Here is a 25,748-nt window from a genome sequence, read left to right as displayed (position 1 = left end):
CCTATGCTGCAGCCCACGCCCACCATCCTGGGGTCCGCGTCCGCGGGTGACCCCTATCTACCCTCGAGTGGCAATGGTGGCTACACGGTGGCACACTACGACCTCGAATTGGACTACAGGGTCGCCACGAACCGGCTGACCGCGGCCGCCACGATCACGGCGCGTGCGCTCACCGCGCTGGGCCGGTTCAGCCTGGACCTGGCCGGACTCAGCGTCGACAGGGTCACGGTCAACGGCCGGGCGCCCGCCAAAACCGTGCACGCCGCCCGCAAGCTCGTGCTCACCCCCGCCGTGGCGCTGGCCGCGGGAGAGACGTTCGAGGTAGTGGTGCGCTACCGCGGGGCGCCGCATCCGGTGCGCAGCCACTGGGGCGAGCTGGGCTGGGAAGAACTCACCGACGGCGTGCTCGTCGCCGGTCAGCCCAGCGGGGCGCCGTCCTGGTTCCCCTGCAACGACCACCCGAGCGACAAGGCCACCTTCCGCATCCAGCTCACCTGCGAGGCCCCGTACACGGTCGTGAGCAACGGCCCGCTCGTGGCCAGGAGCACCCGGTCCGGCCGCACCTCCTGGACCTTCGATGTGCGTGAGCCGATGGCCGCGTACCTGGCCAGCGTGCAGATCGGCCGGTATCGCCGGCACGACATCGCCGCCGCCCCGGTGGCGCACAGCCTGTACTTCCCGCCCGCGCTGGCTCGGCCGGTGGCGGTGGACTTCGCCCGTCTGGGCGAGATGATCATGGTATTCAGCGAGGCGTTCGGCCCGTACCCGTTCCCCGCGTTTTCCGTGATCGTCACCGCCGACGAACTCGAGATCCCGCTCGAGGCGCACGGGCTGGCCGTGTTCGGCCGCAACCACGTCGACGGCCTGCACGGCAGCGACCGCCTGATCGCACACGAGCTGGCGCACCAGTGGTTCGGCAACAGCCTCACCCTCACCCGGTGGGCCGACATCTGGCTGCACGAGGGCTTCGCCTGCTATGCCGAGTGGATCTGGGCCGAAGCCAGCGGCGGACTGACCGCCCACGCGAACGCCGTGCTGCACCGCGCCGAACTGGACCTGCTGCCCAAGAACATCGTCGTGGCCGACCCCGGCCCGCACGACATGTTCGACGATCGGGTCTACAAGCGCGGGGCGCTGGCCCTGCACGCCGTGCGCCAGGCGATCGGCGACGAGGCCTTCTTCACCGCCCTGCGTGCCTACACCCGCACCCATCGCCACGGCAGCGTTACCACCAACGACCTGCTCGGCTGCTTCCGCGTCGCCTCCGGCACCGGTGTCGCCGACAAGATCGTCGCCCGCTGGGTGGCGGCCAAGAGCCTGCCGCCACTGCAGCCCGCGGTCCCGGCGCCGCTTGCGCCCACCCTCTGATCCCTAGAGGGTCACTTGCTGAGTTGCCGCATCATCACCCGTGGCGGGCTCCGAAGGGGCGCTGTGCGGCGACTCATCCGAAGTTGCCGAGAAATCCCCGTTCGAGGGCATCCAGGGGGCATTCTGGGGCGACTCGGCGGGCGCTGACCTGGCCCGGGTCCGGCTGCATGATCCGCTCACCGTCGAGAATCGATGTGGATGCCGACTGCCGGTCGCGCACATCACGACCTGAGTGTCGGGTCTAAGCCGAGTGGGGGAGGAAGCGCAGCAGGGGCCGCCGGGTGCACACGACGGCGACGGTGCCGGCGAATTCCGGCGGAGTGGCCACGAGCAGCAGGTGCAACTCGTTGAGGGGGAACGGCGCGTTCGGCCAGTCCATGAGCCGCGGGTGAGCGGCGTCGGGGGCTGGGTCGGCAGCCGGGGCGATCTCGGGTGCGACGGGCGTTTCACGGGTGATGGTGAGGTCCCGCGGATCTACCCGGAGGCCAACGGTGGCGGCCTTGAGCACCGCCTCTTTGGCGGTCCAGATTGCGGCCACAGCGGCTGTGGCCGCCCGCGGTTGCAGGGCGGCCACGGCATCCGCTTCGGCCGCGGAGAGCAGCACGTCATCCAGGGGCGCCCTGGCCAGTGCGGCGACGGATTCGAGGTCGATGCCCACCGGACCGGCCGCGGTGACCGCAAGGGCGAGCCGCCCGGCGGCCCGGGCGAGGCTCACATGCACGGTGAGGGCGGCATCCGCCTCGTCGCCGAGGTCGACGCGCAGGGGGCCGTGGCCGGACTGCCCGCAATTCGGGCACACCTGGCCGATGGAGACGGATGCGGCGGCAACGCCGGTCAGCCGGGTCACCAGATCCGCGAGCGCCCGGTGGTCGTCGGCCTTCGTCGGCGCCCGGTTGCCCAGCGCCACCACAACGGTGGTGGACAGGTCGACGTCCTGCATACCGTCGCGGGGGGAGGAGGCATCGGGCACGCCATCACCCTAGCGCCGGCGGCAGTGCGGCCGAGGTGACAGTTGGGGCCTCTGCGGGCACCGGGAACGGGCCTGACCTGTCGTCTCGCGGGCCGAAGGGGTACGCAACTCGACGACACGGCATGGGCGGGACGCCGGGGTGGCCCTTGTCCGGGGGCTCCGCCGGTGCCAGAATCGTCGGGATCAGCCTTTATGGATGCACGCCGGCGTGCGGGGGCTGTCGAGGCTCCAGGTGTGGGTGAGGTTGCAGTGAAGAGGTTCGAAGGTCTGGCCAAGCCGTCCACTCTCGCCGCCGGTTCCGCCTTCCTGGTCGGCGGCATCCTGGACCAGGCGCTGCGCCTCGCCGGCGAACCGGCCAGCGAGCTCGTGCAGAGCCCCCTGTACGCCGTGCGTTCGGTGGCCCTTCTGGGCGGTGCGCTGCTGCTGATCCTCTCGCTGGTGTCGATCTACGAGCGCCACGCCAAGCAGATCGGCCCGTTCGGTTTCTCCGCCGCGACCGTGGCGGGAACCGGCACCATCCTGATCAGCGGCCAGTTCTGGGCGGAGGCCTTTCTCTACCCGACCCTGGGCCGCGTCGCACCCGACCTTCTCGACGGCACCGAACGGCCCGGCTCCTATGCGTTCGGCCTGCTGCTGACCGCCGCGGTGTTCGGGGTCGGCTGGATGCTGCTGGGCAGCGCCATCCTGCGCGCCCGCGTCTACCGGGTGCTGCCTGCCGTCTTTCTCCTGGCCGGCGGCGCCATCTCGCTGCTCCCCGGCCAGGCGCTCGGTCAGCTGGTTCTCGGTGTCGGCCTGGTGTTGCTCTCGTTCAGCCCTACCTACCGCAAGCACGAGGGCCCGCAACGCCAAGGCAGCCAGGTGCACTGACACGCCGGTGCGCGCCGCACCTCCTGGCCGGTGCCACACTTGTACGGCGAGTGAGGAGCAGTAGTGGCGCTGATTGATGACGCGATCTATGTGGATGGCCGTCGGGTGGCAACCCCGGAAACGTTGCAAGACGTTTTTGAAGTGCTCAAGCAGAAGGCCGGGTTCGCCTGGATCGGACTGTACCGGCCGACCGATGACGAGATCAGGTCGGTGGCCGACGAGTTCACCCTGCACCACCTGGCCATTGAGGATGCGCTCAAGGGGCACCAGCGGGCCAAGATCGAACGCTACGCCGACACCCTGTTCCTGGTGCTGCGTCCCGCCAGGTACCTCGATGAGGACGAGCGGGTCGAGTTCGGCGAGCTGCACGTCTTCGTGGGCCCGGACTTCGTGGTGACCATCCGGCACGCGGAATCGCCGGACCTCGTCTCGGTGCGCCGCCGGTTGGAGAGCACGCCAGAGCTCCTCGCGTTCGGGCCGCAAGCGGTGCTCTACGCGATCCTCGACCAGGTGATCGACGAATACGCGCCCGTGGTCGCCGGCCTCGAGAACGACATCGACGAGATCGAGGACCAGCTCTTCGACGGGGATCAGGCCGTATCCAGGCGCATCTACGACCTCTCCCGCGAGGTCATCGAGTTCCAACGCGCCACCCAGCCGCTGATCGGGATGCTGGAGTCGCTGCAGGAGGGCTTCGAGAAGCACGGTGTGGATGTGGAACTGCACAGGCACCTGCGCGACGTGCTCGACCACACCATCCGGGTCGTGGAACGCGGCGACGCGTTCCGGCAGCTGCTGCAGAACGCCCTCACGGTGCACAGCACCCTCGTCGCCCAACGCCAGAACGACGAGACCCGCCGGTTGAGCGAAACGGGGCTGGCGCAGAGCGAGGAGGTGAAGAAGATCTCCAGCTGGGCGGCGATCCTGTTCGCCCCCACCCTGGTCGGCACCATCTACGGCATGAACTTCACCTACATGCCTGAGCTAAAATGGCAGTTCGGATACCCGTTCGCGATCACCCTGATGGTGGCCATGGGATTCGGGCTCTATGCCGTGTTCAAACGCAAGGACTGGCTCTAGAAACCTGCGAAAACGACTGTTTCTGCAGAGAATCCTGCGAATGCGGGAATTAACCGGGTGGCCTAACCGACAACCGCCCGGTGGAGAAATAGGGTGTGGGTGTGTGGCGCCTCGATAGAAAACCAGAAGATGACGACTTTGCGTCGGATTACTCCGACTCGCCGTCAGCCGACTCGCGTCTCGCGACCTCCCCGGACTCGGTGAGCCTGGGAGACCCGGCGCTGGTGGCCGGGAACATCGCCGAACCCACCTGGCAACGCTGGCGCGACGAACTCTCCGACGTCGGTGGCCACTCTCCGCTGTTGCACTTCGGCGACAGCCCGCGCTCCCGCATCGAGCTCAGCGCCACTCACCCCGGCGGCCTGCCGCAGTTCATCACCGGCAAGACCACTCTTCTCTCCAACCTCATCCGTGACGAGCTGGCTTTGCGCAACGCGCGCCTGGCCGCCAACGAAATCACCCAGAAGGGCATCGAACTGCGTTCGATGCGCGGCATCGAATCGGTGCACCTGGCCATCGGGCTGGCCCAGTGGCGTTACGGCGACGTGGAGTTCACCGCACCGGTGCTGCTGCGCCCCCTGGCCATCCGCCGTTACGGCCGCGACTTCGAACTCAAGCTCAAGGGCCAGCCGTTCCTCAACCCGGAACTGGCGCGGGCGCTGCACGACCAGTTCCAGATCACCCTGGACGCCGACGCGTTCGTGGCGCTCGCCGTGACCAACGGTGCGTTCAAGCCCCAACCGGTGATCGACCGGCTGCGCGGCCTCACCTCGCACCTGCCCTGGTTCAACGTCGTGCCGCGCCTGGTGGCGTCCTCCTTCGCGGACGTCGGCCGGGCCATGGCCACCGACGCGCAGAAGCTCACACATCCGGTGCTCGACGCCGTCGCCGGCAACCCCACCGCCAAGCGCACCATCGAGATGGCCTACAATCCGGTGCTGCCCATCGCTCAGGACGTGCGCCCGCCCGGCACCGACACTCTGCTGCTGGATGCCGACGCCGAGCAGGAGAACGTCGTCGCGCAGATCAGCGCCGGCAACTCGCTGGTCGTGAAGACCCTGCCCGGCACCGGCGGCACCCAGACCATCGTCAACGCCATCGGCTCGCTCATCGCGCAGCACAAGCGCGTGCTCGTGGTCAGCGCCCGCCGCTCCAGCCTCGACGGCATCGCCCACCGCCTCGTCCAGGTGGGCCTGCCCGGCGTCGCCGTCACCCCGCGTACCCTGCGCCGCGACCTGATCCAGTCGATCACCCGCAACGAGAAGTGCACCCAGCCGCGGGTCGGCGACGTCGATGACGCCCTCGTGCGCCTGCGCAAGGTTCTGCTGGACTACAGGGCGGCGCTCACCCGCAAGGATGGCGCGCTCGGCGTGTCGGTGCTCGACGCGCTCGGCGAACTGGCCAGGCTCGCCCAGCTGCCGGCGCCGCCGTCGACGACCGCCCGGCTCGACAGGGTCGCCCTGGAACGCCTCTCCCACGACCGGGCCAGCGCCGCAGCGATCCTGATCAAGGCAGCCGTGCTCGGCCAGTTCCGCTACGGACCCGGCGACTCGCCCTGGTACGGCGCCTCCTTCACCTCCACCGCCGACGCCGGCGCGTCCCACGAACTGGCCAAGCGCCTGAGCCAGACCGACCTGCCCCGGCTGCTCGAGCGCGCCGGTCACCTCGTCGGCCAGACCCAGTTGCGCCCGTTCGAGACCGTGCACGAGCTGGGCATCTATCTGCGCCTGCTGCTGGACATCCGCGAGACTCTGGACAAGTTCCAGCCCGCCGTGTTCGACAGGTCGCTGACCGAACTGATCGCCGCCACCTCCGCGCGCCGCGATTCGCCCGAGATGACCAGCGCCAACCGTCGTCGGCTGCGCAAGCTCGCCGACGAGTACCTGCGACCCGGCGTGCACGTGAGCGACATGAACGAGAGCCTGCGGCGCATCCAGCAGCAGCGCACCCTGTGGCAGCGGTACGCCGCCGCCGGCGTCACCCCGGAGGTGCCGGTCGGCATCAACGACGTTCACGTCGCCTTCCAGCGCGTCGCGGAGGACCTCGGCAAGCTCGACGTGCCGCTGGGCAACACCGGCACCCCGCGCCAGCTGGTCTCCCGGCCCCTGCGCGACCTCGTGCACACCATGTCCGGGCTCGCCGCCGAGAGCGAGGTGCTCGCCAACCTGCACGAGCGCACCGCCCTGCTCGCCACCCTGCGCGAGCACAACCTCGACCCGCTGATGACCGACCTCTCCCAGCGCCACGTGTCGGAGAAGGATGTCGCCGCCGAGCTCGAACTCGCCTGGTGGCAGTCCGTGCTCGAGGTGATGCTGGGCGGCGACAAGGCCCTGCTCAACGCCAACACCCAGGTGCTCGACAGGCTCGAAGCCGACTTCAAGCTCGTCGACGAGGCGCACGCCTCTACCACCGGGCAGATCCTGGCCTGGCTGCTCGCCGAAACCTGGAAGATCGGTGTGGTCGACTGGCCCGAGGAGGCCGACCAGCTGCGCCGGCTGCTGCGCGCCGACCGCGCCACGCCGGCCCGTATCAACGAAGTCTCGCCGCACCTGGGCCGGGTTCTTGCCCCGGTCTGGCTGGCCTCGCCGTACGAGGTCGCCGCGCTGGACGACAAGATGACCTTCGACGCCGTGCTCCTCGTCGACGCCGGCGCGACCACCCTCGCCGAAAACGTTGGAGCGATCCGCCGCGCCAAGCAGGTTGTGGCGTTCGGCGACCCCGTCACCCAGACGCCGTCCGGCTTCGAGACCGGAATCGTCGAACCCTCCGAGGTGCCGAGCCCGCAGGTGACCAACGTCGACGCCCTGCACGCCGACTCCGCCCTGGCCCGCCTGGGCGAACTGCTGCCCACCCTCACCCTGACCCGCAGCTACCGGGCCGGCGGCGAGGACCTCGCCGAGTTGGTGAACCACCGCTTCTACGGCGGCCGCATCGATTCGCTGCCCTGGGCGGGCAGCTTCCTGGGTCACGGCAGCCTCACCCTCAACTACGTCAAGGGCGGCCACGGCATGCCCGACGTCGACAGCGGCGCCGTGGAGAGCGTCGATGCCGAGGTGGCGAAGGTCGTCGACCTGGTCATGGACCACGCCGTCAAGCGGCCCCGCGAATCGCTCATGGTCATCACGGCGAGCGCCCGCCACGCCGTGCGGGTGCACCAGGCTGTGCTGGCCGCGTTCTCCAAGCGCACCGACTTGAGCGACTTCATCCTCAAAGACCGCGCCGAACCGTTCACGGTGCTCACCCTCGAGCAGGCCGTGGCGCAGAGCCGCGACCGGGTGATCTTCTCCATCGGCTACGGACGCACCCCGCACGGGCGACTGCTGAGCAACTTCGGCTCGCTCGGCGAACCCGGCGGCGAACGCCTGCTCGCGATCGGCATGACCCGCGCCCGCCGGGCGATGGACATCGTCTCGTGCTTCCGCCCGATCGACATCGACGCCGACCGGCAGCGGCACGGCATCCTGGCGCTGTCGCAGGTGCTCACCGAGACCGAAGCGCGCCGCAACGAGGTGGCCGTGCCGGATGCCCGCGAGGCCATGCTCGTCGACCTGGGCCGCCGCCTCGAACGCAAGGGCCTCACCGTCTCCCTCGGGCACCGCGGCAAGCTCGCCCTGGCCGCGTCGCACGCCGGCCGCGCCGTGGTCGTGGAGACCGACGCCGTGGTCAACCGGGCCAGCCTGCGCGAGTCGCTGCGGCTGCGCCCCGAGGTGCTGCGGCGCCTGGGCTGGCACTACCTGCGTGTGCACAGCTTCGAACTGTTCAGCAACCCGGATGCCGTCGCGGCCCGCGTCGCCGCCCTCGCGGGCCTCACGCCGACCGAAGGGTCGGACGGTCCGGCGCATCGTGCCTGACCCAGCGGCGGAACCTGAGGGCGACGCCGGGTCCGTGGGCGCGACCGTGCCCGCGGAGGTGCCCGCGGTCGTGCCCGCGGCATCCGTCGGCGTCGCCGAGGCCGCCCAGCCGCGACAGTCGGTGGTCAAGTCGGCCGGCGCCCGCCGGGCGCGCCTGACGCCCGCACCGGACACCGACCCCAGCCCGGAGCCACCCTCCCGCGAAGAGGGCGGGCAGACCTCCGGCAACGGCTCCTCCACGAGCCCGAACGACGCCCGCCTGCGACAGGATAAACCGCCCCACTGGTAGCCGCGCCGGGTCCGCGGCTCGCGAGTCATCGCAAAGTGCCCCACAGCGCTCGCTCAAGGGGGAGATCGCGGCGAGTCGGTGACCAGCGCATCCGCGAGATGTCGCAAAAAGCCCCTTGGAGCGCATCCAAGGGGCCAGGTGCAGAACGTCGGCGGGTTGTGCCGCGCGTGCGGATGGGTTAGAGGGTGTGCTTGGCGTTCTCGGCCGGGCGCGCCGCGGTGGCATCGGCCAGTGGCGCGGCGGCGGTACGGGAGGACACGGTCTCGGCGCCGGTCGAGGCGGCGAGCAGATCGCGGATCTCGGTGAGCAGGTCCAGGTCGGTGACAGGGTTCTTCTTCGGGTCCAGTGGTACGCCGGCCTGACGACGACGAGCCTGGTTCTCCTTGAGCGTGTTCAGCGGCATCACGAACGCGAAGTACACCACGGCCGCGACCAGGAGGAATTGGATCAGCGCGGCAAGGACCAGGCCGAAGGACAGCTCGGCGTCGCCCAGCGGAACGGTCAGGGAGTTCTTCAGGGTGTCCGCGTTGAAGATCGCGGCGATCAATGGGTTGAAGATTCCGGTGACGATCGCGTTGACCAGGCCGGTGAACGCGGCGCCGATGACGACGGCAACGGCCAGTTCGATGACGTTGCCGCGCATTATGAATTCTTTGAAACCGTTGATCATGGCTGGGATCTTTCTGGTGCGGTGCTGCGGGTTCGAGAGGGGGAGGGTCAGGATGCCTTCGGCGCCGCGGTGGGCGTCGAACTGGACGAGGAGCCGGAGCTCGATCCGCCAGAGGACGACGCGCTGGTCGACGCGGCCGGTGTGCTGCTCTTCTCGGCGGGCTTGGCCGAAGATGACTCGGACGAGGTTGAGTCCGTCTTCTTGGCGCCCTTCTCGGCGGAGAGCGAGGACTTGCCGCTGGACTCGGCGCGCGAGTCGTTGCGGTAGAAGCCGGAGCCGGTGAAGCTCACGCCGATCGACGAGTAGACCTTGCGCAGCTTGCCGCCGCAGGCGGGGCACTCGGTGAGCGTGTTGTCGGTGAACGCCTGCTGGATGTCGAAGGCGGTGTCGCACTCGGTGCAACGGTAGGAATAGGTAGGCACTGCGTCTTTCGGTTTGGGGTGTGCGGGGCTGAACGGCAGGTGCCGATCGGGAAAGTCTAGAAGACGACGATGCGAGTAGGGGTGACGAGGCCGTTCACCGGCTGGTCGTGCACCTCCCGGGGAACGTCGTCGACATACTCATTGTCGTAGACCACGGCGTACACCGGCGGGCATTTCTCCATCGACCCGAGAGTCTTGTCGAAATAGCCGCGACCCCAACCCATTCGCAGCCCGGTCCTGTCGATGGCCGCCGCGGGCACGATGATCAGGTCGACGTCGTTGATCGCGATGGGGCCGAGCAGTTCGCCCTGGGGCTCCGGCGCGCCCGAGATGCCCTGCACCTCGGTCTCCTCCTCGCCGACGGTCCAGTCGAGCAGGCCGTCGTCCCGCGACACCGGGAACAACACCCGGATGCCCCTGGCCTCGGCCCAGTTGACGAACGGGCGGGTGTTCGGCTCGGTCGGGCTGGAAAGATAACAGGTGATCGACCGGGCGGAAAGGTCGGTGACGATGCTCTGCAGGTTCTCGGTGAACCCCGCGGTTGCCGCTTCGCGCTCTGCCGCGGTCATGGTGTGGCGGCGCTCCCGCAGGTCTGCGCGGAGCGCCCGCTTGCGGTGCTCGATGTCAGAATCCATACAAGTCATCCTAGGTGCGTAACCAATACCGGTAGCCGCTAACCTAAGGCCATGGTTACTCACATTACAAAGGCCGTTATTCCCGCTGCCGGTATGGGAACCCGGTTTCTGCCGGCAACCAAGGCGATGCCCAAGGAAATGCTACCCGTCGTCGACAAGCCCGCAATCCAGTACGTGGTCGAAGAGGCCGTAGCCGCCGGCCTGACCGATGTGCTCATGATCACCGGCCGAAATAAGAATGCCCTGGAGAACCATTTCGACCGGGTCACCGAGCTCGAGGCGGTGCTCATCCAGAAGGGTGACCGCGACCGCCTGGCCAAGGTGAACGAGTCCACCGACCTCGCCGACATGCACTACGTGCGCCAGGGCGATCCGCTGGGCCTCGGCCACGCGGTGCTCCGCGCCAAGATGCACGTGGGCAACGAACCCTTCGCCGTGCTGCTCGGTGACGACATCATCGACGCCCGTGACCCGCTGCTCGACAAGATGCTCTCCGAGCAGATCACCCGCAACACCAGCATCGTCGCCCTGCTCGAGGTCGACCCATCGCAGATCCACCTCTACGGTGCGGCCGCGATCGAGAAGACTGACGACCCCGACGTGGTGCGCATCACCGGTCTGGTCGAGAAGCCGGCGGCAGAAGATGCCCCGTCGAACCTGGCCATCATCGGCCGGTACGTGTTGCGCCCCGAGGTCTTCGACGTGCTCGAACACACCAAGCCGGGCAAGGGCAACGAGATCCAGCTCACCGACGCCCTGCAGGAGATGGCCGTCAACCCCGAGACCACCGGCGGCGTTTACGGTGTCATCTTCCGCGGCCGCCGCTACGACACCGGCGACCGGCTCGACTATATCAAGGCGATCATCCAGCTCGCCGTCGACCGGGAGGACCTCGGCGTGGAACTGCGTCCCTGGCTGCAGGAGTTCACCGCCACCCTCAAGTAGCGCGCGTTTGATCAGGTCGGCACCGGACTAAGATTCGGTCATCATCGGGCTTCGGCCCCCAAGTAGACGGGTTCATCGTGCCGACCGCGATTCCTACGCTCCGTGAGGGGGCCGTGACCCTGCGCCCGATCCGGTTGCGCGATGCCAGGGCCCTCGAGCGTGAGCTCATGGAGAACCGGTCCTGGCTGCGCACCTGGGAGGCAACCAGCCCGTACGCGCCGATGTCCTTTGACACCCGGGCCAGCATCCGCAGCCTGCTTGCGCACTCGCGCACGGGCGGCGGGCTGCCGTTCCTGGTGGAGTACAACGGCGAACTCGCCGGGCAGCTGAATGTGTCGTCGATCACCTGGGGATCGCTATCCAGCGCGTCGATCGGCTACTGGGTCGGCGAGAAATTCGCCGGCCGGTCGATCACGCCGATTGCCGTGGCCCTGGCCACCGACTACTGCTTCGCCCAGCTCGGCCTGCACCGGATGGAGATCTGCATCCGGCCGGAGAACGCGCCGTCGCTGCGGGTCGTCGAGAAGCTCGGCTTCCGGTACGAGGGGCTGCGCCGCCGGTTCATCCACATCAACGGCGCCTGGCGCGACCACTTCGCGTTCGGCCTGGTGGCCGAGGAGGTGCGCGGCGGCCTGCTGCGCCGGTGGCAGGACGGCCGGGTGCCGATCGGCCTGGCAGCCGTGAACGAGTACGACAGGGCGGCCGCCGCGCAACCGCTGCAGGTGGCCGACAAGTGACACACCCCCCGGTAATCAGGCACGGAAGGTCCCGCGACTCATACGTTAGGGAGCATGAGTAGCGAAGTCCTGGGTGGGGGAGTGATGGTGGCCGTTGCCGCCGCGCTCTGGGTGACGTATCTCATGCCGACATGGGCGAGACGCCGCCAGTATCTCGCCACCGAACGTAACGCCGTGCGCCTGCAGCAGACCCTGCGGATCCTCGCCGAGACGTCGGAAATTCCCCAGGAGGTACTCGTGGAAACCAGCGCACGCGGAGTGTCCGCCCAACGCAAACTCCTCGCCCAGGCCGAGGAGGACGCCCGGATCGCGTCGAAGGCCGCCGGCGACGCCGCCACGGCCGCCCGCCGCGCCGCGGTGCTGCGCGCCGCCGCCGCCCGACCCAAGACGCTCACCCCGGCCGGCAAGGCCAAACGCCTGCGCACCATGCGTGCGCTCTCTACCTTGCTGCTGCTGATCGGCCTGGTGTTCTCCGTGGTAGGGGTCACCATACTTTCGGCAGGGGTATGGACTCTCCTGGCCGGCGGCCTGGTCGCCGCCGTGACGGCCGTCGCCACCCTCGGCCGACTCGCCACCGTCAGCCGGTCCGCCCGCGCCCCGCGCGCCGAAGCGGATGCCGATGCCTTCGCCGGCCGCCGCGCGCCCGGCGGCGCCCGCGGCCAGCGCTTCGAGCCCGTGCACTTCGACGAGGCGCCCGTCGCCCAGCCCAGCCCGTGGACCCCGCAGCCGCTGCCCAAGCCCCTGCACCTGTCCCCGGGATCGATCGCCCAGGCCGCCATGGCGTCGGTGGATGCCGCAGCGCAACTGCGTCAGGCCGCCGCCGAAGCCGAGCTGCACCGTCGCGCGTTGGCCATGGCCGAGGCCATCGCCCCATCTGAGGTGACCTCGATCACCCGCCCGGCAGTCGCCCGCGGCAGCGCCCCCGCCGCCAAGGCCGCCCCTCCGGCGGCGCAGAGCCGGTTCGCGAACATGGGCATCATCGGCGACACCGAACCCGGCATGACCGACCTCGACGCCGTGCTGCGCCGCCGCCGCGCCGTCGGCTGACGGTTCAGCGCGCTCGCACTCGCGTGATATTGTAAATACGCAGTCTGGGGCTATGGCGCAGTTGGTAGCGCGTCTCGTTCGCAATGAGAAGGTCAGGAGTTCGAATCTCCTTAGCTCCACCACGGCAGGGTAATTCCGGCCCTTCCCCTAGGGAAGGGCCGGATAGCCGCCGAGTAAGCCCCGACGGTCTCGCGTTGGGGCTTTTTCGTACCTCCGTCGAGCCGGGCCGGCCAGTCCAGCGACGACATCGCCATTTGCTCACGACGGCGATCGGATCACCAACGTGATCGAAACTACTGTGAGCGCGCACAGCGAATATTGCTAATAGTCATCTTGACCCTCGAATGATCCACGTGTTAGCTTCCATGAAGGGTCAATCTGACTGTGACCGCTCACGGACTACGTGAATGATCACGCAGAAGACCTTGAATCGTCAAGGAGGACGACATGCGGTTTGTCTCACGAGGCACGAAAATGAAAGCGGGTGCCGCGATACTCGCTGGCCTCGTTTTCGCCACGACCATCTCAGCGCCGGCGATGGCGGCACCGGTCATCACCAATGCGGGTTTTGAATCCAGTGCGAGTGCGCTGACGGGCTGGACGGTGACCGGTACGACTTCGGCAGCGACCGTCGGCACGGATGCCCCGCAGAGCGGTGTGCGACGAGCGAACCTTTGGTCGGCCGGCGCGTACATGACCGAGATTGCGCAAACGGTCCCGAACCTCACCGCAGACTGGTACACACTGCGGGTCTGGGTGAAATCGGGTTCGGCATCCCCGGGGCAGGCGCTGGACGCGACCACTGTCGGGCTGCGAAATTGCGGGGCGACGGCGAAGTCCGTGACCGCACCGAGTACCGAGCAAGACAACGGCTGGGTACAGGTTGCTGTTTCGGCGTACGTCAGCGGTGGCAGTTGTACGATCGCGCTCAAGACGTCCGCGGCAGTGGGAGGGGTGTGGGCCCAGTTTGACAACGTTTCGATGACCGCCGAGCGCATCCAGCGCACCATTCGTGGTGCCGACGTGTCGACGCTTCCCAAGAACCAGGCCTTCGGCGCGGTCTACAAGGACGCGTCCGGGGTAACGAGCGCACCGCTCACCCTGCTCGCTTCGAGCGGAGTGAACTACGCTCGAATCAAGGTCTGGGTCAATCCTGCAGACGGGTATAACAACAAAGCGAAGGTCATTGCGCTCGCGCAACAGGCGCAGGCGACCGGGATGAAGATCCTCATCGATTTTCACTACTCAGACACCTGGGCCGACCCGGGAGCGCAAAAAATTCCCGCTGCGTGGTCGACATATGATCTCAACACCCTGGCATCAACCGTGGCGACTCACACCAACGATGTGCTCACCGGGCTCAAGGCGGCCGGCGTGAGCGCCGACATGGTGCAGATTGGCAACGAGATCAACCCCGGGATGCTCATCACCGGTGGTGCGGCATCCGGCGCAACGTCGAACTGGACAAGCCTCGGAACCCTCCTCAAGGCCGGATCGAACGCCGCTCGCTCGGTGTTTCCGAATACGAAGATAATCCTGCACCTCACCAACCTCAATAATGGGGTGTCGACATTGCAGTCCTGGTACAGCAACGCCGTCGCCCAAGGGGTGTCCTTCGATGTCATGGGACTGTCGTTCTATGGGTACTGGCACGGAAGTCTTTCCTCGCTGCAGAGCGGAGCGAACGCACTCCTCACCGCGTTCCCGACCAAGACTCTCGCCGTCGTCGAGACGGCCTACGGTTTCACGCTCGCTCAGGATGACGCCGAGCCCCAGATATTCGCGTCAGGCCAGGTGATCCCCGGTTACCCGGCGACTCCGGCAGGCCAGGCATCGCACCTGCGAGGGGTACAGAACGTGATCGCGGGACTTCCGGCAAATCGCGGCCTCGGTGTCATCTATTGGGAGCCCACCTGGACCGCGGTCGCGGGCTCCGGTTGGGACCCGACCAGCCCGAGCTCCGGGAACGGCTGGGAAAACCAGGCGATCTTCGACTATGGCGACAAGCTGCTGCCGGTCGGGCTGGAATTCGCGGCTGACCCCGGACAGTAGGCGATGGGAGGAAGGTAGACGCGGATCCGCACCCCGAGGACCTTCCGCCTCCTTGCAGACCGCCTGCGCCGTGACCGCAACGCCTATGGCTGATCGCGCCCGCTAGAGCATGAGCGACCCGCCACTAGGGGTGCAGTGGTAGTCGCGAGCAATCGTATGGGGAGCTGTCCACCCGCTTTCTGTGGTTGCATGGGGGCGAGCCCGCCATCGCGGCGGGCCCAGGGAGAAGTTGAGATGGCGAACACCGCGCGAGGCCTCACCGTTCCCCCCATGACCCTGGCCGCCGACCGCGGCTCGACAGCGCCCAAGCCGTCCCTGCTCGGCCGGGGCCGCCGATTCGCCGAACTGGTGCGCATCGCCCGTCGGAATGGCCTGCTGCCCTGGCGCAAACTGGACTTCACGACCTCGCCGGGCGGCGCATCCGTGCGTCTGGTGCAAGCCGAGGGAATGCGCCGGGCGCTGGAAGAGGCCGGTGGCGCGTTCGTGAAGATCGGCCAGCTGCTCTCAACCCGCACCGACGTGCTGCCCGAGGAATACGTGCAGGCGCTCTCGCGGCTGCAGCACAGCGTGGAGCCGGCGGCCTGGGCGGAGGTCGAGGCCATGCTGGTGACCGAATACGGGGCGCCCCTGGAGAGCGTCTTCGCCGAATTCGATCAGGAGCCTATCGCTGCGGCCTCGATCGGGCAGGTGCACCGCGCAATCACGCTTACCGGCCGAGTCGTGGCCGTGAAGGTGCTGCGGCCCGGCATCGTGCCCGCGGTGAAACGCGACATCGACATCGCCCTGCGGGTGACCACCGCCGTCATCCGCACCTCGCCGCAGGCCAGGGCCCTCGGCATCAAGGCCGTCGCCGAACAGTACGCTGCGGACCTGGTGCGGCAACTGGACTTCACCCTCGAGGCGCTGAACCTCTCCGCGATGCGCGCCATGCAGGAGCGCGGGGCCGGGTCGGACGAGCTGCGGCTGCCCGAACTCGTCGAATCGCTCTCCACGGGCCGGGTGCTGGTGATGGAGTTCCTGGAGGGGGACACCTTCGCCGCGATCAACGAGAAACCGGCCGCAGCCCGCGCCGACCTGGGCGACGCGGTGCGCGTCGTGCTCAACGCCTTCGTGAGGCAGATCGTGTTCGACGGGGTGTACCACGCCGACCTGCACCCGGGGAACATCATGCTGCTGACCGGAGGCAAGCCGGCCCTGGTGGACTTCGGCTCGGTGGGTCGCCTCGACCTGCAACTGCGCGAGGCCGTGCAGGAGCTGCTGATCGCGTTCATCCAGGCCGACACGCAGCAGATCGCCGACGCCCTGCTGACCCTCGCCCCGCTGCCCGACGGCGCCGACGAGGCCGGATTCCGGCGCGAGCTGAGCACCTTCATCACCTTCGAGCTGGGCCCGGGCGCCCGGGTCACCGTGCTGACCGTCGACGCGCTGGTGGCCATTCTCACCCGGTACCGGATGACGGTGCCCGCAGAATTCGTGGCGGCCGCGCGCGGGTTCGCGGTGCTCGAGGGCACCCTGCGCTCAACCTTGCCGGAATTCGACCTGCTCGAGGAGTCCCGCACCCTCGCGGCCCAGCAGATCCGCGAGCAGATGGCGCCCGCCAATGTGCGGAGTCTCGTGACGACGGAGCTGCTCGGGCTGCTGCCGAGCATCCGCCGGCTGCCGCGCCGGTTCGACCAGGTCGGCCAGGCCCTGGAGAAGGGCAACCTCAACGTCAACGTGCGGCTCCTGGCCGACCGGCGCGACCGCCGGTTGCTCGGCGCCTGGGTGCGGCAGGGAATGGTCGCGCTGGTGGGAGTGGTGGCCGGGGTGCTGTCGCTGGGTTACCTCACCCAGCCGCTCACGGAGCCTGCCGGCGTGATCAGCACCGCCACCGCCGGAACGGCCTCGGGTGTGACGGCCGTGGTGCTGCTCGCCTCCGCCGGCATCGACGCAATCGTGACCCGCCGCCGCGACTGAACCGCGCGGCGGCCGCCACGCACCGGGCTGCATTCACTCATTTACGGACTTCCCGCCTTGGTTTCGGAATTGAAGGCGGGAAGTCCGCAAACGAACGCGCGCCCGCCCCGGGGGATCGGTGCCGATGTCGCACGTCGTTGCTACCGTGACGGTCAGCGACACGCGAGCGGAAAGACCAGGCATCGGGATGGATGAGGAAGCGACACCGACGGGAACCACCGTGCGGTTCTGCTGCGGCCACGGCGCGGATGCAGCCGACGCGCGCATCACCCTGCAACGGGACTGCCCGCTGTGCATGCTGCTCGCCGAGACCACGCGCTCCCGGGAGCAGCTGCTGCGGAAGGCGGCCCCGGCCGGCCGCGCCGCCCTGGCGCGGGAGACCCGCATCGGGGCGAGCTACGAGTGGATCTGCAGCCGCGGGCACTCCCGGTTCGAGGCCAGCGTGCGGGAGACCCTGACCGGCCCCGGCTGCCCCAAGTGCGCCCGGAACGCGCAGGCACCGGCCGCTCGGTTCGAGGGCGGCGTGCCGTTCATGAAGCCCGGGCTGAAGCTCGGCACCTCCCAAGCCGAACAGAAGCTGCGGATGCTGCTCGGCGAACGCATCCGCCTGCCACACCGGGTGAACGCGATTCGGATCAGCCGCACCTTCTACGGCAAGCCGGAGGTATGGCCGGACATCATCATCCCCGCCCTCAAGGTGGCGATCGAGTACGACTCGCCCGGCCGTGAGGGCACGTCTCACCGCGGGCTCAAGGAGGCCTCTGACCGGGAGAAAGACGACGCGCTCGCCGAGGTCGGTTGGGCGGTGATCCGGGTGCGCACCGGCGGCCTGGCGGCGCTCGGCCCGTACAGCATCGTCTGCTCCGGGGTCACCGACAGCGCCGTCGAGGAGGTCGTACGCCTTCTCGGCGCGATCCGCGGAGAGGAGGCGGTGACCGCCCTTATGAGAACGAAGCCGAGTGGCTAGAGTGGGCCGGACAAGAGGCTCACGGTCGGGCAGGGGGTCGGCGCGTGGGTCGTCAGCCCGGAGCAAAAGGAGCCCTGACGTGCTGCACACCGACATACCCACCAGAGATGACGTCGACACCCTCGCAGCGGTGCGCAAGCATCCGTGCGTCTCGATCTACCTGAGCACGAGCCCGCTGCCCCAGGAGTCCGAAAAAGCCAGGATGGAACTCAAGAACCGGCTGACGGAGGCGGTGCAACAGCTGCGCGACGCCGGCACCGACAAGGGCGCCATCGAGGAACTGCAGGAAACCCTCGACGACCTCATTCAGGACACAGATTTCTGGCGGTCACTGTCGTACAGCCTGGCGATCTTCGCCACCCCCGACGGCGTGCGTACCTTCCGGCTGCCCAACCGGCTCAGCGGGGCGCTGGAGGTCTCTGACCGGTTCTATCTCAAGCCGCTGCTGCGCGCGGTCACGTTCCCGCAGGCCGCGTTTGTGCTCGCCCTTGCGCAGAACTCCGTGCGGCTGTTGGAGATCAGCGCGGAGAGCCCGGTGTACGCGGTCTCGGTGCCCGGGCTGCCCAGCGATGTCGCCGACGCGGTGGGACTGCCATCGATCAACGGCCGCACCCAGGACAGCCACATCATGGGCGGCCGAATCCAGGGCGCAGAAGGGCAGAAGGTGCGGATGCGCCAGTACGCCCGGGCGATCGACCGGGCGTTGCGGCCGGTGCTCAGCGGTCTGGACCTGCCGCTGATCCTCGCCGCCACCGAACCCCTCGCCGGCATCTACCGGTCGGTGAACAGCTACCCCAACCTCACCGAAGGGATCATCCCCGGCAATCCCGAAGAGACTCCAGACGAGGAGTTGGGGCGTTCGGCGCGCGGCATCCTGGACGAGCGCTACGCGGCGGAACTCGACGGGCTCAAGGACCGCATGGCACGCCGGGCCGCACACGGCCGGGCCGTCACCGACCTTAGCGACGTGGCGCGTGCCGCGACGTACGGTGCGGTCGACACCCTGTTTGTGGACATCGATCAGAGCGTTCCGGGGCTGGTCGACGAGGAGACCGGAGCGGTGACCCTGAGCGCGGAGGACGACGCCGTCACCTACGGTGTCGTCGACGAGATCCTGCGGCGGGCACTGTTGTCGGGGGCGGAGATCTTCGCGGTACGGGCCGACGACATGCCCGGCGGCGGGGCGGTTGCCGCAGGGGTGCGGTTCATGGTCTGACCTACACGAAACCGGTGCCGCCTGCTGGCAGGCGACACCGGTGAGTTTCGTGCGCCGGGCGGCATCCGCCCGGCCGGAGGCGAGTTAGCGCTTGCGGGCCTTCTCGGTCTCAGCGGACTTGAGCTGCTTGTCGGCGCGCTTCTCCTTCAGGGACTTGCCGGCGACCTTCTTGGTCGCATCCTTCTTGGGTGATTTGTCAGCCATGTGTACTCCTTCGACCTGAGCCTGGGCGGCACGGATGATCTGACCCTACGCGGGTTCGGCACAAAGGGCATCTTGAGCCCAGGGCGTGCCGCGACGCCGACCAGACAATGCTCGAGGGGGGCAGGGGCCTGTGCCTTTGGGGGGCGTCGACGTAGGCTGTCTGCGATGAGGCTCCTCGTCGCTGGGACGAGAAGTCGTACGGAGAGCCGGGAGATCATGAGCGCACAGGAAACGTACAAAGCAGTGCTATTCGGTCCGAACGTGATCGGGTCCGGCACTGAGATCGAACTTCACTTCGCCGACGGGGGATATCAGGACGTGGTGGTGCTCGAGGCCGTCGAGGACGGCCAGACGATCACCCGCACCTATCGCAAGGGCCGGGAAACCGAGGAACCCATCCCGTACCGGTTCGTCGACGAAGACGTGTCTGACGAGACCGCGGAGGGTGAAGTCCCCAACTAGCCGGCCCGACCGGTACGCCGGCGGCAGCGCGGGATGCGCCGCCGCCGGCGTTTCGGGCGTGTTGGGCTAGATGCGGGCGCCCGGCTTGGAGCTGCGGCTCAGGCGCACGGGCAGGGCCATCAGCGGCCCCACGAAGCGGCGCTGCAGGCTACGGCCCGGACCCCAGACGTACTGCACGATCAGCTGGGCCAGGATGGCACTGGCCGCCAGGGCCACCGCGATCGCGCCGGCGGTGAGCAGGTTGAGCAGCCCGTTGATGTCGCCGTCTGCCATCTGCAGCAGCCCGCGGAACAGCGCCAGGCCCGGCACCAGGGGAACCAGGGCGCAGACGATGATCACCAGCGGCGGGGTGCGCACGATCCGCGCGCCCACCGCTGCAAGCAGTCCCGCGCCCATCGCGGCCGCGCCGGAGGACCAGACCAGGCCGAAGCCCGAGCTCGTGGCGCCGAGGTAGATGGCCTCGGCTACCGCGCCGAGCAGGCAGACCACCCAGAGCGCCCGCCAGGGCACCTGCGTGGCGAGGCCGAAGCCCGCCACGATGACGACAGCGGCGACCAGCTGGATGGCCAGGATGCCCAGGGTGGGGGTGACGTCGGCGGTGATGCGCAGGTCCAGGCCGAATCTGGCCAGGAGCAGCGAAGACCCGGCCACCCCGGCGACAAGGCCGCCGGTGATCAGCAACGCCTCGATCAGACGCGCCGTGCCGGTGAGGTAGTAGCCGGACAGGGTGTCGTGCACCGCGCCGAAGGTGGTCACCCCGGCCAGGAGCATGATGATTGTCGCGACGACGACGAGGGACGGGGTGGCTGTCGGGTCCACAAGCGGCACGAACGCGGCGAACAGCGGACCGATGGCCCCGCCGACCACGGTTTGGTAGAAGAGCGGGACCCTCCGCTTGTCGAGCGCCGTGGTGAGGTAGTCGATGACGAACGCGGCGACGAATGCCGCCAGGACCACGATCGGGCCACCGCCGATGAGCGCGGCAGCGCCGGCTCCGACGAGGCTCCAGCCCACACGGCGGTACAGCAGGGTGACCTGGGGCTTGGAGGAGACGATGGTGGCAAGGCGCTTGCGCGCCTCCGAGACATCCGTGGGCTCGTCGATGAGGTCGGCGATCAATTCGGAGGTGGCGGTGAGCTTGGCGTAGTTGAGGGTGCGGTACTTGACGTCGCGGCTACGGGAGATGGACTCGTGGGTGGACTGGTCCTCGTGCGTGAGAGTGATGATCGTGTGGGTGATGTTCGCCTCGGTGCCGCGTAACCCGTATGCCCGGGTGAGGGCGAGCATGGCCGCTGTGGCGTCTTCGGCGCCGGCGCCGGACGAGAAGATCACCTCGGCCAGTCGCATGGTGAGGTCAAGTACCGACCGGGTGTACGCGGCAATGTCGATGACCGGGACCGCGACCGTCGAGGTGCTCGGCGCATCCTCGTAGGCGCGCACGGCCGCGATGCCGGTGGCGTCGGCGCGCAGGATCGGGATGCTGGTGGTGACAGGGCGCGGGGTGGTGGGATGCGGCGCCCGGTACGGCTGCTTGGGGATCGGGGCGGTCGTCACCGGGACGGGCACCGGTTGGGTGTTCGTGGGGGGAATGGCTGGGGGCACGGTAGTCAACTGGACAACTTCAACACTTCGAGGATCGGTGATGCGGGGAGGGTACGTGCGCGGCTGCTCAGACATCGAGCGGGCCGAGCCAGGCGGTGGCGACGGTGGCGTGGGCGGAATCGGCGTTGGAGGGATGGAAAAGCCCGGCCAGCACGTCGCGGTACAGCCGGCCGAGCTCGTCGCCGGCGAAGTAGCTGGCGCCGCCGTTGACCCGCAGCATCAGGTCCACGACCTGCTTGGCGCTCTCCACGCTGCGGTGCTTGAGGCCGGCGAGCCTGGCGAACCAGAAAGGGCCGTGGTCGACGAGGTCGTCGACGTCGCGCGCCAGCGTCTGAATCTGCGGGTACACGGCATCCAGCAACAGGGCCGCCTCGGCGATGCGGCGGCGGATGTCCGGATCTTGCGCGAGCGGACGCCCGTCGTTCTTGGCCGAACGGCGCCGTTTCGCGGACTCAACCCCGAGCTCCAGCGCACGCTGGGCGATGCCGGTGTACACGGCGGAGAGCAGGATCTCGAAGGTGGCGAAGATGCCGAAGATCAGCGGGTCGTTGACCGGACCGGGCGGGAAGGTGCGCACCACCCGGTCGGCGGGGGCGTACGCACCGTCGAGCAGGGTGGTCTGGCTCTGGCTGCCCCGCATGCCGAGGGTGTCCCAGTCGTCCTTCCGGGTGATGCCGGGCTCGGCACGGTCGAGGAACGCCCACACGATCAGCGGCCGGGCCGGGTCTGAATTGTCCAGTCCCATGGTGCCCAGCTGGGTCCACGCCGGGGAGAGGGAGGTGAACACCTTGGTGCCGGTGAACCTGTAGCCGCCGCCGTGCTGCGGGGCGGCATCCGTTGAGGAGCCGAACAGCACCAGGTCGTTGCCGGGCTCGCTGACCCCGAAGCCGAAGATCGCGCCCTGCGCGGCCTCGGTGAGGACGAACTCCAGGGCGGTGTCGCCCCGCTCATGCATGGCTTTGGCGACGCCGGTCCAGACCAGGTGCATGTTCACCGCGAGAGCGGTGGCCGGGGCGTGCGCGGCCAGGCGGGCCTGCTCGGCGGCCAGCCGCGACAGGGTGAGGCCCATGCCGCCGAAGCGGGTGGGCACCAGGGCGCGCAGGTAGCCGACGGCGGCGAGTTCGGCGACGTCGTCGAACGGGAAGGTATTGGCGGCGTCGTGCGCGGCGGCACGGGAGCGGATGCGGCCGAGGAGTGCGTCGTCGAGCACCCCGCCGGGGGCGGGAGAGGACGTTGCGGGGCGGGGGGATTCGGTCACACCTGCAAGCCTACGTAGCGTTTCCCCTCCGCGTGGCCAGGCGGACGATGAGAAAGACGATCCCGCCGGCCAGCGCCACGATGGCGAGCCACGGTAGGGCGAATCCGATGCCGACGAGGAGGGCGCCGAGCGCCGTCACCAGGGTGTTCCAGCCGGCCACGACGGCGGTCCAGAAATTGTCGGGGGCGCCGGGGGCGACGGTGCCCGTGGAGTACAGCTCGAGGCTGATGGTGGAGTACTCGACCTGGTCGGTGAGGTAGTCCCGCTGGGACTTCATGCCCTCCAGCTCGGCCTGGCGGGTCGAGAGTTCGCTCTCGATCGCGATCAGGTCGGTGGTGGTCGTCGCCTGCGACATGAGGGCCAGCAGCCGGTCGACGGAGGTGCTGAGGGCCGTGATCCTGGCGTCCAGATCCTGGCTCTGCTGGGTGACGTCGGAGGAATTCATGGACACGTAGTTCACGGTGCCGAGGGCCCGGAGCGCGTCGAGGGTGCGGTCGAGGTCTCCGACGGGGATGCGCAGCGACAGGTTCGCGCTGGCGGACTGGTTCTCGGTCTCGGGTGTCTCGGTGCGGCTGTCGACGCGGCCGCCGGCCTCCTCGACGATCGTCGCGGCGTCTTCGGCCGAGCGGATCGGGTCGGCGACGGTCAGCGACACCGAACCTGTCGTGATCACCGAGCGGTCGGTGACGGCGGCGTCCCCCGCGGCCTCGCCCACGGCGGCCTCGCCGGGCACGGGCAGCTGGCCGGGCACGGTGCCGGCGTCCATCGACTCCGAGGAGGAACCCGAGTCGGAGGAGTTCTGCGATCCGAGGGCGGTGCAGCCGGCCAGGAGCAGGCCGATCAGCGCCAGGGCTCCGGTCACGCCGACCGCGCGTGTCAGGCGGAGGGGCCGTCGGTTCGGCACGGCCTGGGCCACACCCTGGGTCTTCGCGCTGTAGCTCATGGGCCCACTGTATGGTCGGGCCGCATCCGCTATCTGGATGGTTTCTGGGAGTCGGATCACAATCGAGTCTCGGCCTCGGGCCGAGTCGTACGCTGATGTGGCGCCGGTTCCTGCGGCGCCGCTGCCCGAAACAGTATTCAGTTCTCGCTCTAGGAGGAACCATGGGATTCGCAGACGACGCCAAAGACGCCCTCGCGGCCACCGGCCAGAAGATCGGACGCGCGGCGGAAGACGCCAAGGAGCGCGTTTCGGACACGGTGGACGGAGCCAAGGCCGACGCCGAGGTCAAGAAGGCCGAGGCTGAGGTCAAGCACGCCGAGGCCGAGCGCGACGCCACCAAGGCCAAGAACGACTACAAGGAAGGCCTGCGCTAGCCGAGGCCGCGGGGAGCGGCGCCGTGGCCGCGGGCCGCGGACGCTGGGCGGCGCTGACGGAGGCCCTCCGTCGGCGCCGCGCTCCGCAACTGTTCGTCCAGACCGACACCGGCACCGGACCCGTCGTGATCCTGGTGCACGGCATTGCCTCGACCGCGGTGACCTTTCGGAAGGTTGTGCCGTTGCTGGCACCAGGGCACCGGGTCATCGCCGTGGACATCCTCGGCCACGGCGCCAGTCCGGCGCCGCCGGACTGCGAGTACACCCTCGACGACCATGTCAGCGGTGTTCGGCGGCGTACCGGGTGGCGATCAGGCTGCCGAGCGAATGCCCCACCAGCACGAAGGGCTCCCGCAGGTTCAGCGCACGGATGGTCGCGGCGAGCGCCGCGCCAGGGTCACCACGTACCTGCGCGCCTACGAATTCCTGCGGTCGAACAAGGACTTCACCCTCGCCAACGCGGCGGTGCTCGGCCGGCTGCTGCCCAAAGGCATCCTGGAACTGACCGAAGACACCTGGACCCCGTTCGTGAAGTCGCTCGAGCACTGCATCGAATCGCAGACGATGGTGAGCGACATCGCCAGCCTGGGCATCCCCGTCGACCTGATCTACGGGGCGCTGGGCGCCTTCGTGGCACCGGGCAGCCTGCGCGTGGTGGAGCGGATGCGGCACGTCACCACCCACCGGGTGGAGGCCAACGATCACATCGTGCGCAGCCGCATCGCGAAGGTGCTCGTGAGGGTGATCGACGGCGAGCCTGAGGATCACCCGGCAGCCCGGAGTGTTCCCGCTGTCGCCGGGCCGCGTGGATAGGCTGGTCGGATGGACACTAGAACACTGGGCAGAACCGGCCGCACCGTCTCCGTCATCGGACTGGGCACCTGGCAGCTGGGCGCCGACTGGGGCGACGTCACCGAGGCCGACGCCACCGCCGTGCTCGCCGCCTCCGTTGATGCCGGCGTCACCTTCTTCGACACCGCAGACGTCTATGGCGACGGCCGCAGCGAACAGATCATCGGGCACTTCCTCGAGCACGGCGCCCCCGGCGTGGACATCACCGTGGCCACCAAGATGGGCCGCCGGGCCGAGCAGCTGCCGGAGAACTACGTGCTGGCGAACTTCCGCGAGTGGACCGAGCGGTCCCGCCGGAACCTGGGCACCGAGACCCTGGACCTGGTGCAGCTGCACTGCCCGCCGAGCGCGGTCTTCGAGTCCGGCGAGGTCTACGACGCCCTGGACACCCTCGTCGACGACGGCGTGATCGCCAACTACGGCGTGAGTGTGGAAACCTGCGCTCAGGCGCTGGCGGCCATCGCCCGGCCCGGCATCGCCACCGTGCAGATCATCCTCAACGCGTTCAGGCTCAAGCCGCTGGACGAGGTCGTGCCGGCCGCGCGCGCCGCCGGCGTGGGCATCATCGCCCGGGTTCCGCTGGCCAGTGGGCTGCTCACCGGCAAGTACACCCGCGAGACCACCTTCGCCGAAAACGACCACCGCAACTACAACCGCAACGGCAGCGCCTTCGACGTGGGAGAGACCTTCTCCGGCGTCGACTACGAGACCGGCCTGATCGCCGCGAGCGAGTTCGCCGCCCTGGTGCCGGAGGGCCTCACGCCCGCTCAGGCCGCGCTGGCCTGGGTGGCGCAGATCGACGGGGTGTCCGCGGTGATCCCCGGCGCGCGGTCGGTCTCGCAGGCGCAGGGCAACGCATCCGCCGGCGCCCTGCCGCCGCTGTCCGAGGATTTCATGATGGGCGTGCAGTCCATCTACGACCGCCTCTTGCGCGGGTCCATCCACGAGCGCTGGTAACTCTCGCGAACCGTGAGCTAAGCA

The 25,748-nt window shown here is 68.8% G+C and carries 23 protein-coding genes, 1 tRNA gene and 1 pseudogene; 18 read left to right on the top strand and 7 right to left on the bottom strand.

The genetic code is table 11. The features are described 5' to 3' along the window. The first annotated feature begins 3 nt into the window (after positions 1-3). Positions 4-1,368, top strand: a complete 1,365-nt coding sequence (locus E3O42_RS04465) for a M1 family metallopeptidase (RefSeq protein WP_198414059.1) — start codon at positions 4-6, stop codon at positions 1,366-1,368. Positions 1,369-1,609: 241 nt separating this feature from the next. Here E3O42_RS04465 and E3O42_RS04460 read toward each other — a convergent pair whose 3' ends face one another. Next, a complete protein-coding gene (locus E3O42_RS04460; protein ID WP_134452719.1) occupies positions 1,610-2,338 on the bottom strand; it encodes a 4'-phosphopantetheinyl transferase superfamily protein in 729 nt (242 codons plus the stop codon). Positions 2,339-2,587: 249 nt separating this feature from the next. Between E3O42_RS04460 and E3O42_RS04455 the strand changes: the two genes are divergently transcribed. The 4 genes from E3O42_RS04455 to E3O42_RS04440 all read left to right on the top strand — a co-directional run bounded on the left by E3O42_RS04455 (position 2,588) and on the right by E3O42_RS04440 (position 8,425). Continuing rightward, positions 2,588-3,205, top strand: coding sequence for a hypothetical protein (locus E3O42_RS04455; RefSeq protein ID WP_134452718.1), 618 nt, complete (start codon positions 2,588-2,590; stop codon positions 3,203-3,205). A 63-nt stretch (positions 3,206-3,268) separates the two neighbouring features. After that, positions 3,269-4,285 carry a magnesium/cobalt transporter CorA gene (corA, locus tag E3O42_RS04450; protein ID WP_134452717.1) on the top strand — a complete coding sequence of 339 codons (1,017 nt, stop codon included), beginning with the start codon at positions 3,269-3,271 and terminating at the stop codon, positions 4,283-4,285. Between the two features lie 101 nt (positions 4,286-4,386). Then, complete coding sequence (locus E3O42_RS04445; protein ID WP_134452716.1) at positions 4,387-8,136, top strand: ATP-binding protein; 3,750 nt, start codon at positions 4,387-4,389, stop codon at positions 8,134-8,136. Next, positions 8,129-8,425, top strand: coding sequence for a hypothetical protein (locus E3O42_RS04440; protein WP_241984637.1), 297 nt, complete (start codon positions 8,129-8,131; stop codon positions 8,423-8,425). The genes E3O42_RS04445 and E3O42_RS04440 overlap by 8 nt, the downstream gene beginning before the upstream one ends. A 178-nt stretch (positions 8,426-8,603) precedes the next feature. Here the strand turns inward: E3O42_RS04440 and mscL are convergent, their stop codons facing one another. From mscL to E3O42_RS04425, 3 genes are read right to left on the bottom strand one after another with little or no spacing between them, the layout of a single operon-like run. Further along, positions 8,604-9,095 (bottom strand): large conductance mechanosensitive channel protein MscL, encoded by a 492-nt coding sequence (gene mscL / locus E3O42_RS04435; protein WP_134452715.1) that lies wholly within the window; start codon positions 9,093-9,095, stop codon positions 8,604-8,606. A 47-nt stretch (positions 9,096-9,142) separates the two neighbouring features. Beyond that, entirely contained in the window at positions 9,143-9,517 is a 375-nt protein-coding gene (locus E3O42_RS04430) for an FmdB family zinc ribbon protein (RefSeq protein ID WP_134452714.1), read from the bottom strand. A gap of 56 nt (positions 9,518-9,573) precedes the next feature. Continuing rightward, the gene (locus E3O42_RS04425) at positions 9,574-10,152 is read right to left on the bottom strand and encodes a 5-formyltetrahydrofolate cyclo-ligase (RefSeq protein ID WP_134452713.1); all 579 of its coding nucleotides are present in this window, start codon (positions 10,150-10,152) and stop codon (positions 9,574-9,576) included. A gap of 51 nt (positions 10,153-10,203) precedes the next feature. Between E3O42_RS04425 and galU the strand changes: the two genes are divergently transcribed. The 9 genes from galU (at position 10,204) to E3O42_RS04380 (ending at position 19,738) form a co-directional block, all read left to right on the top strand. Continuing rightward, positions 10,204-11,097 carry a UTP--glucose-1-phosphate uridylyltransferase GalU gene (gene galU, locus E3O42_RS04420; RefSeq protein WP_134452712.1) on the top strand — a complete coding sequence of 298 codons (894 nt, stop codon included), beginning with the start codon at positions 10,204-10,206 and terminating at the stop codon, positions 11,095-11,097. Between the two features lie 113 nt (positions 11,098-11,210). Continuing rightward, positions 11,211-11,834, top strand: a complete 624-nt coding sequence (locus tag E3O42_RS04415) for a GNAT family N-acetyltransferase (RefSeq protein ID WP_420897862.1) — start codon at positions 11,211-11,213, stop codon at positions 11,832-11,834. A 54-nt stretch (positions 11,835-11,888) separates the two neighbouring features. Further along, positions 11,889-12,881, top strand: a complete 993-nt coding sequence (locus E3O42_RS04410; protein WP_134452710.1) for a hypothetical protein — start codon at positions 11,889-11,891, stop codon at positions 12,879-12,881. A 46-nt stretch (positions 12,882-12,927) separates the two neighbouring features. Then, positions 12,928-13,003 (top strand) — tRNA-Ala (locus E3O42_RS04405). Between the two features lie 415 nt (positions 13,004-13,418). Continuing rightward, positions 13,419-14,933, top strand: a complete 1,515-nt coding sequence (locus E3O42_RS04400; RefSeq protein WP_198414058.1) for a glycoside hydrolase family 53 protein — start codon at positions 13,419-13,421, stop codon at positions 14,931-14,933. Positions 14,934-15,167: 234 nt separating this feature from the next. Next, on the top strand, positions 15,168-16,889 hold the full coding sequence (locus tag E3O42_RS04395) for an ABC1 kinase family protein (protein WP_134452708.1): 1,722 nt from the start codon (positions 15,168-15,170) through the stop codon (positions 16,887-16,889). Positions 16,890-17,076: 187 nt separating this feature from the next. After that, positions 17,077-17,856 (top strand): hypothetical protein, encoded by a 780-nt coding sequence (locus tag E3O42_RS04390; RefSeq protein WP_134452707.1) that lies wholly within the window; start codon positions 17,077-17,079, stop codon positions 17,854-17,856. Positions 17,857-17,935: 79 nt separating this feature from the next. Then, a complete protein-coding gene (locus E3O42_RS04385) occupies positions 17,936-19,072 on the top strand; it encodes a baeRF11 domain-containing protein (protein WP_134452706.1) in 1,137 nt (378 codons plus the stop codon). A 420-nt stretch (positions 19,073-19,492) separates the two neighbouring features. Further along, on the top strand, positions 19,493-19,738 hold the full coding sequence (locus E3O42_RS04380) for a hypothetical protein (RefSeq protein WP_134452705.1): 246 nt from the start codon (positions 19,493-19,495) through the stop codon (positions 19,736-19,738). Between the two features lie 66 nt (positions 19,739-19,804). Here the strand turns inward: E3O42_RS04380 and E3O42_RS04375 are convergent, their stop codons facing one another. The 3 genes from E3O42_RS04375 to E3O42_RS04365 all read right to left on the bottom strand — a co-directional run bounded on the left by E3O42_RS04375 (position 19,805) and on the right by E3O42_RS04365 (position 23,541). Continuing rightward, a complete protein-coding gene (locus E3O42_RS04375; RefSeq protein WP_134452704.1) occupies positions 19,805-21,304 on the bottom strand; it encodes a threonine/serine exporter family protein in 1,500 nt (499 codons plus the stop codon). A 103-nt stretch (positions 21,305-21,407) separates the two neighbouring features. Continuing rightward, entirely contained in the window at positions 21,408-22,598 is a 1,191-nt protein-coding gene (locus E3O42_RS04370) for an acyl-CoA dehydrogenase family protein (RefSeq protein ID WP_241984636.1), read from the bottom strand. A 10-nt stretch (positions 22,599-22,608) separates the two neighbouring features. Further along, complete coding sequence (locus E3O42_RS04365; protein ID WP_134452703.1) at positions 22,609-23,541, bottom strand: DUF4349 domain-containing protein; 933 nt, start codon at positions 23,539-23,541, stop codon at positions 22,609-22,611. Positions 23,542-23,702: 161 nt separating this feature from the next. Between E3O42_RS04365 and E3O42_RS04360 the strand changes: the two genes are divergently transcribed. The 4 genes and pseudogenes from E3O42_RS04360 to E3O42_RS04350 all read left to right on the top strand — a co-directional run bounded on the left by E3O42_RS04360 (position 23,703) and on the right by E3O42_RS04350 (position 25,724). Beyond that, on the top strand, positions 23,703-23,915 hold the full coding sequence (locus tag E3O42_RS04360) for a hypothetical protein (protein ID WP_134452702.1): 213 nt from the start codon (positions 23,703-23,705) through the stop codon (positions 23,913-23,915). A gap of 23 nt (positions 23,916-23,938) precedes the next feature. Further along, a pseudogene (locus E3O42_RS18905) lies at positions 23,939-24,184 on the top strand (alpha/beta fold hydrolase); the annotation flags it as partial. 58 nt (positions 24,185-24,242) lie between these two features. Next, positions 24,243-24,728: a hypothetical protein gene (locus tag E3O42_RS18425; RefSeq protein WP_241984635.1), complete on the top strand. Its 486-nt coding sequence runs from the start codon at positions 24,243-24,245 to the stop codon at positions 24,726-24,728. A 9-nt stretch (positions 24,729-24,737) separates the two neighbouring features. Then, entirely contained in the window at positions 24,738-25,724 is a 987-nt protein-coding gene (locus E3O42_RS04350; protein WP_134452701.1) for an aldo/keto reductase, read from the top strand. Positions 25,725-25,748: the final 24 nt, after the last annotated feature.

The organism is Cryobacterium adonitolivorans, from assembly GCF_004402695.1.
GTDB classification, from domain to species: Bacteria; Actinomycetota; Actinomycetes; order Actinomycetales; family Microbacteriaceae; genus Cryobacterium; species Cryobacterium adonitolivorans.
Note: the sequence above shows the minus strand (reverse complement) of the source record. Positions and strands in the feature narration are given on the sequence as shown.

Coding starts and splice junctions, on each gene's coding strand:
- E3O42_RS04380 (WP_134452705.1), top strand. CDS start 19,493: ATGAGCGCACAGGAAACGTACAAAGCAGTGCTATTCGGTCCGAACGTG.
- E3O42_RS04390 (WP_134452707.1), top strand. CDS start 17,077: ATGGATGAGGAAGCGACACCGACGGGAACCACCGTGCGGTTCTGCTGC.
- E3O42_RS04350 (WP_134452701.1), top strand. CDS start 24,738: ATGGACACTAGAACACTGGGCAGAACCGGCCGCACCGTCTCCGTCATC.
- E3O42_RS04360 (WP_134452702.1), top strand. CDS start 23,703: ATGGGATTCGCAGACGACGCCAAAGACGCCCTCGCGGCCACCGGCCAG.
- E3O42_RS04395 (WP_134452708.1), top strand. CDS start 15,168: ATGGCGAACACCGCGCGAGGCCTCACCGTTCCCCCCATGACCCTGGCC.
- E3O42_RS04365 (WP_134452703.1), bottom strand. CDS start 23,541: ATGAGCTACAGCGCGAAGACCCAGGGTGTGGCCCAGGCCGTGCCGAAC.
- E3O42_RS04425 (WP_134452713.1), bottom strand. CDS start 10,152: ATGGATTCTGACATCGAGCACCGCAAGCGGGCGCTCCGCGCAGACCTG.
- E3O42_RS18425 (WP_241984635.1), top strand. CDS start 24,243: ATGCCCCACCAGCACGAAGGGCTCCCGCAGGTTCAGCGCACGGATGGT.
- mscL (WP_134452715.1), bottom strand. CDS start 9,095: ATGATCAACGGTTTCAAAGAATTCATAATGCGCGGCAACGTCATCGAA.
- E3O42_RS04400 (WP_198414058.1), top strand. CDS start 13,419: ATGGCGGCACCGGTCATCACCAATGCGGGTTTTGAATCCAGTGCGAGT.
- E3O42_RS04465 (WP_198414059.1), top strand. CDS start 4: ATGCTGCAGCCCACGCCCACCATCCTGGGGTCCGCGTCCGCGGGTGAC.
- E3O42_RS04410 (WP_134452710.1), top strand. CDS start 11,889: ATGAGTAGCGAAGTCCTGGGTGGGGGAGTGATGGTGGCCGTTGCCGCC.
- galU (WP_134452712.1), top strand. CDS start 10,204: ATGGTTACTCACATTACAAAGGCCGTTATTCCCGCTGCCGGTATGGGA.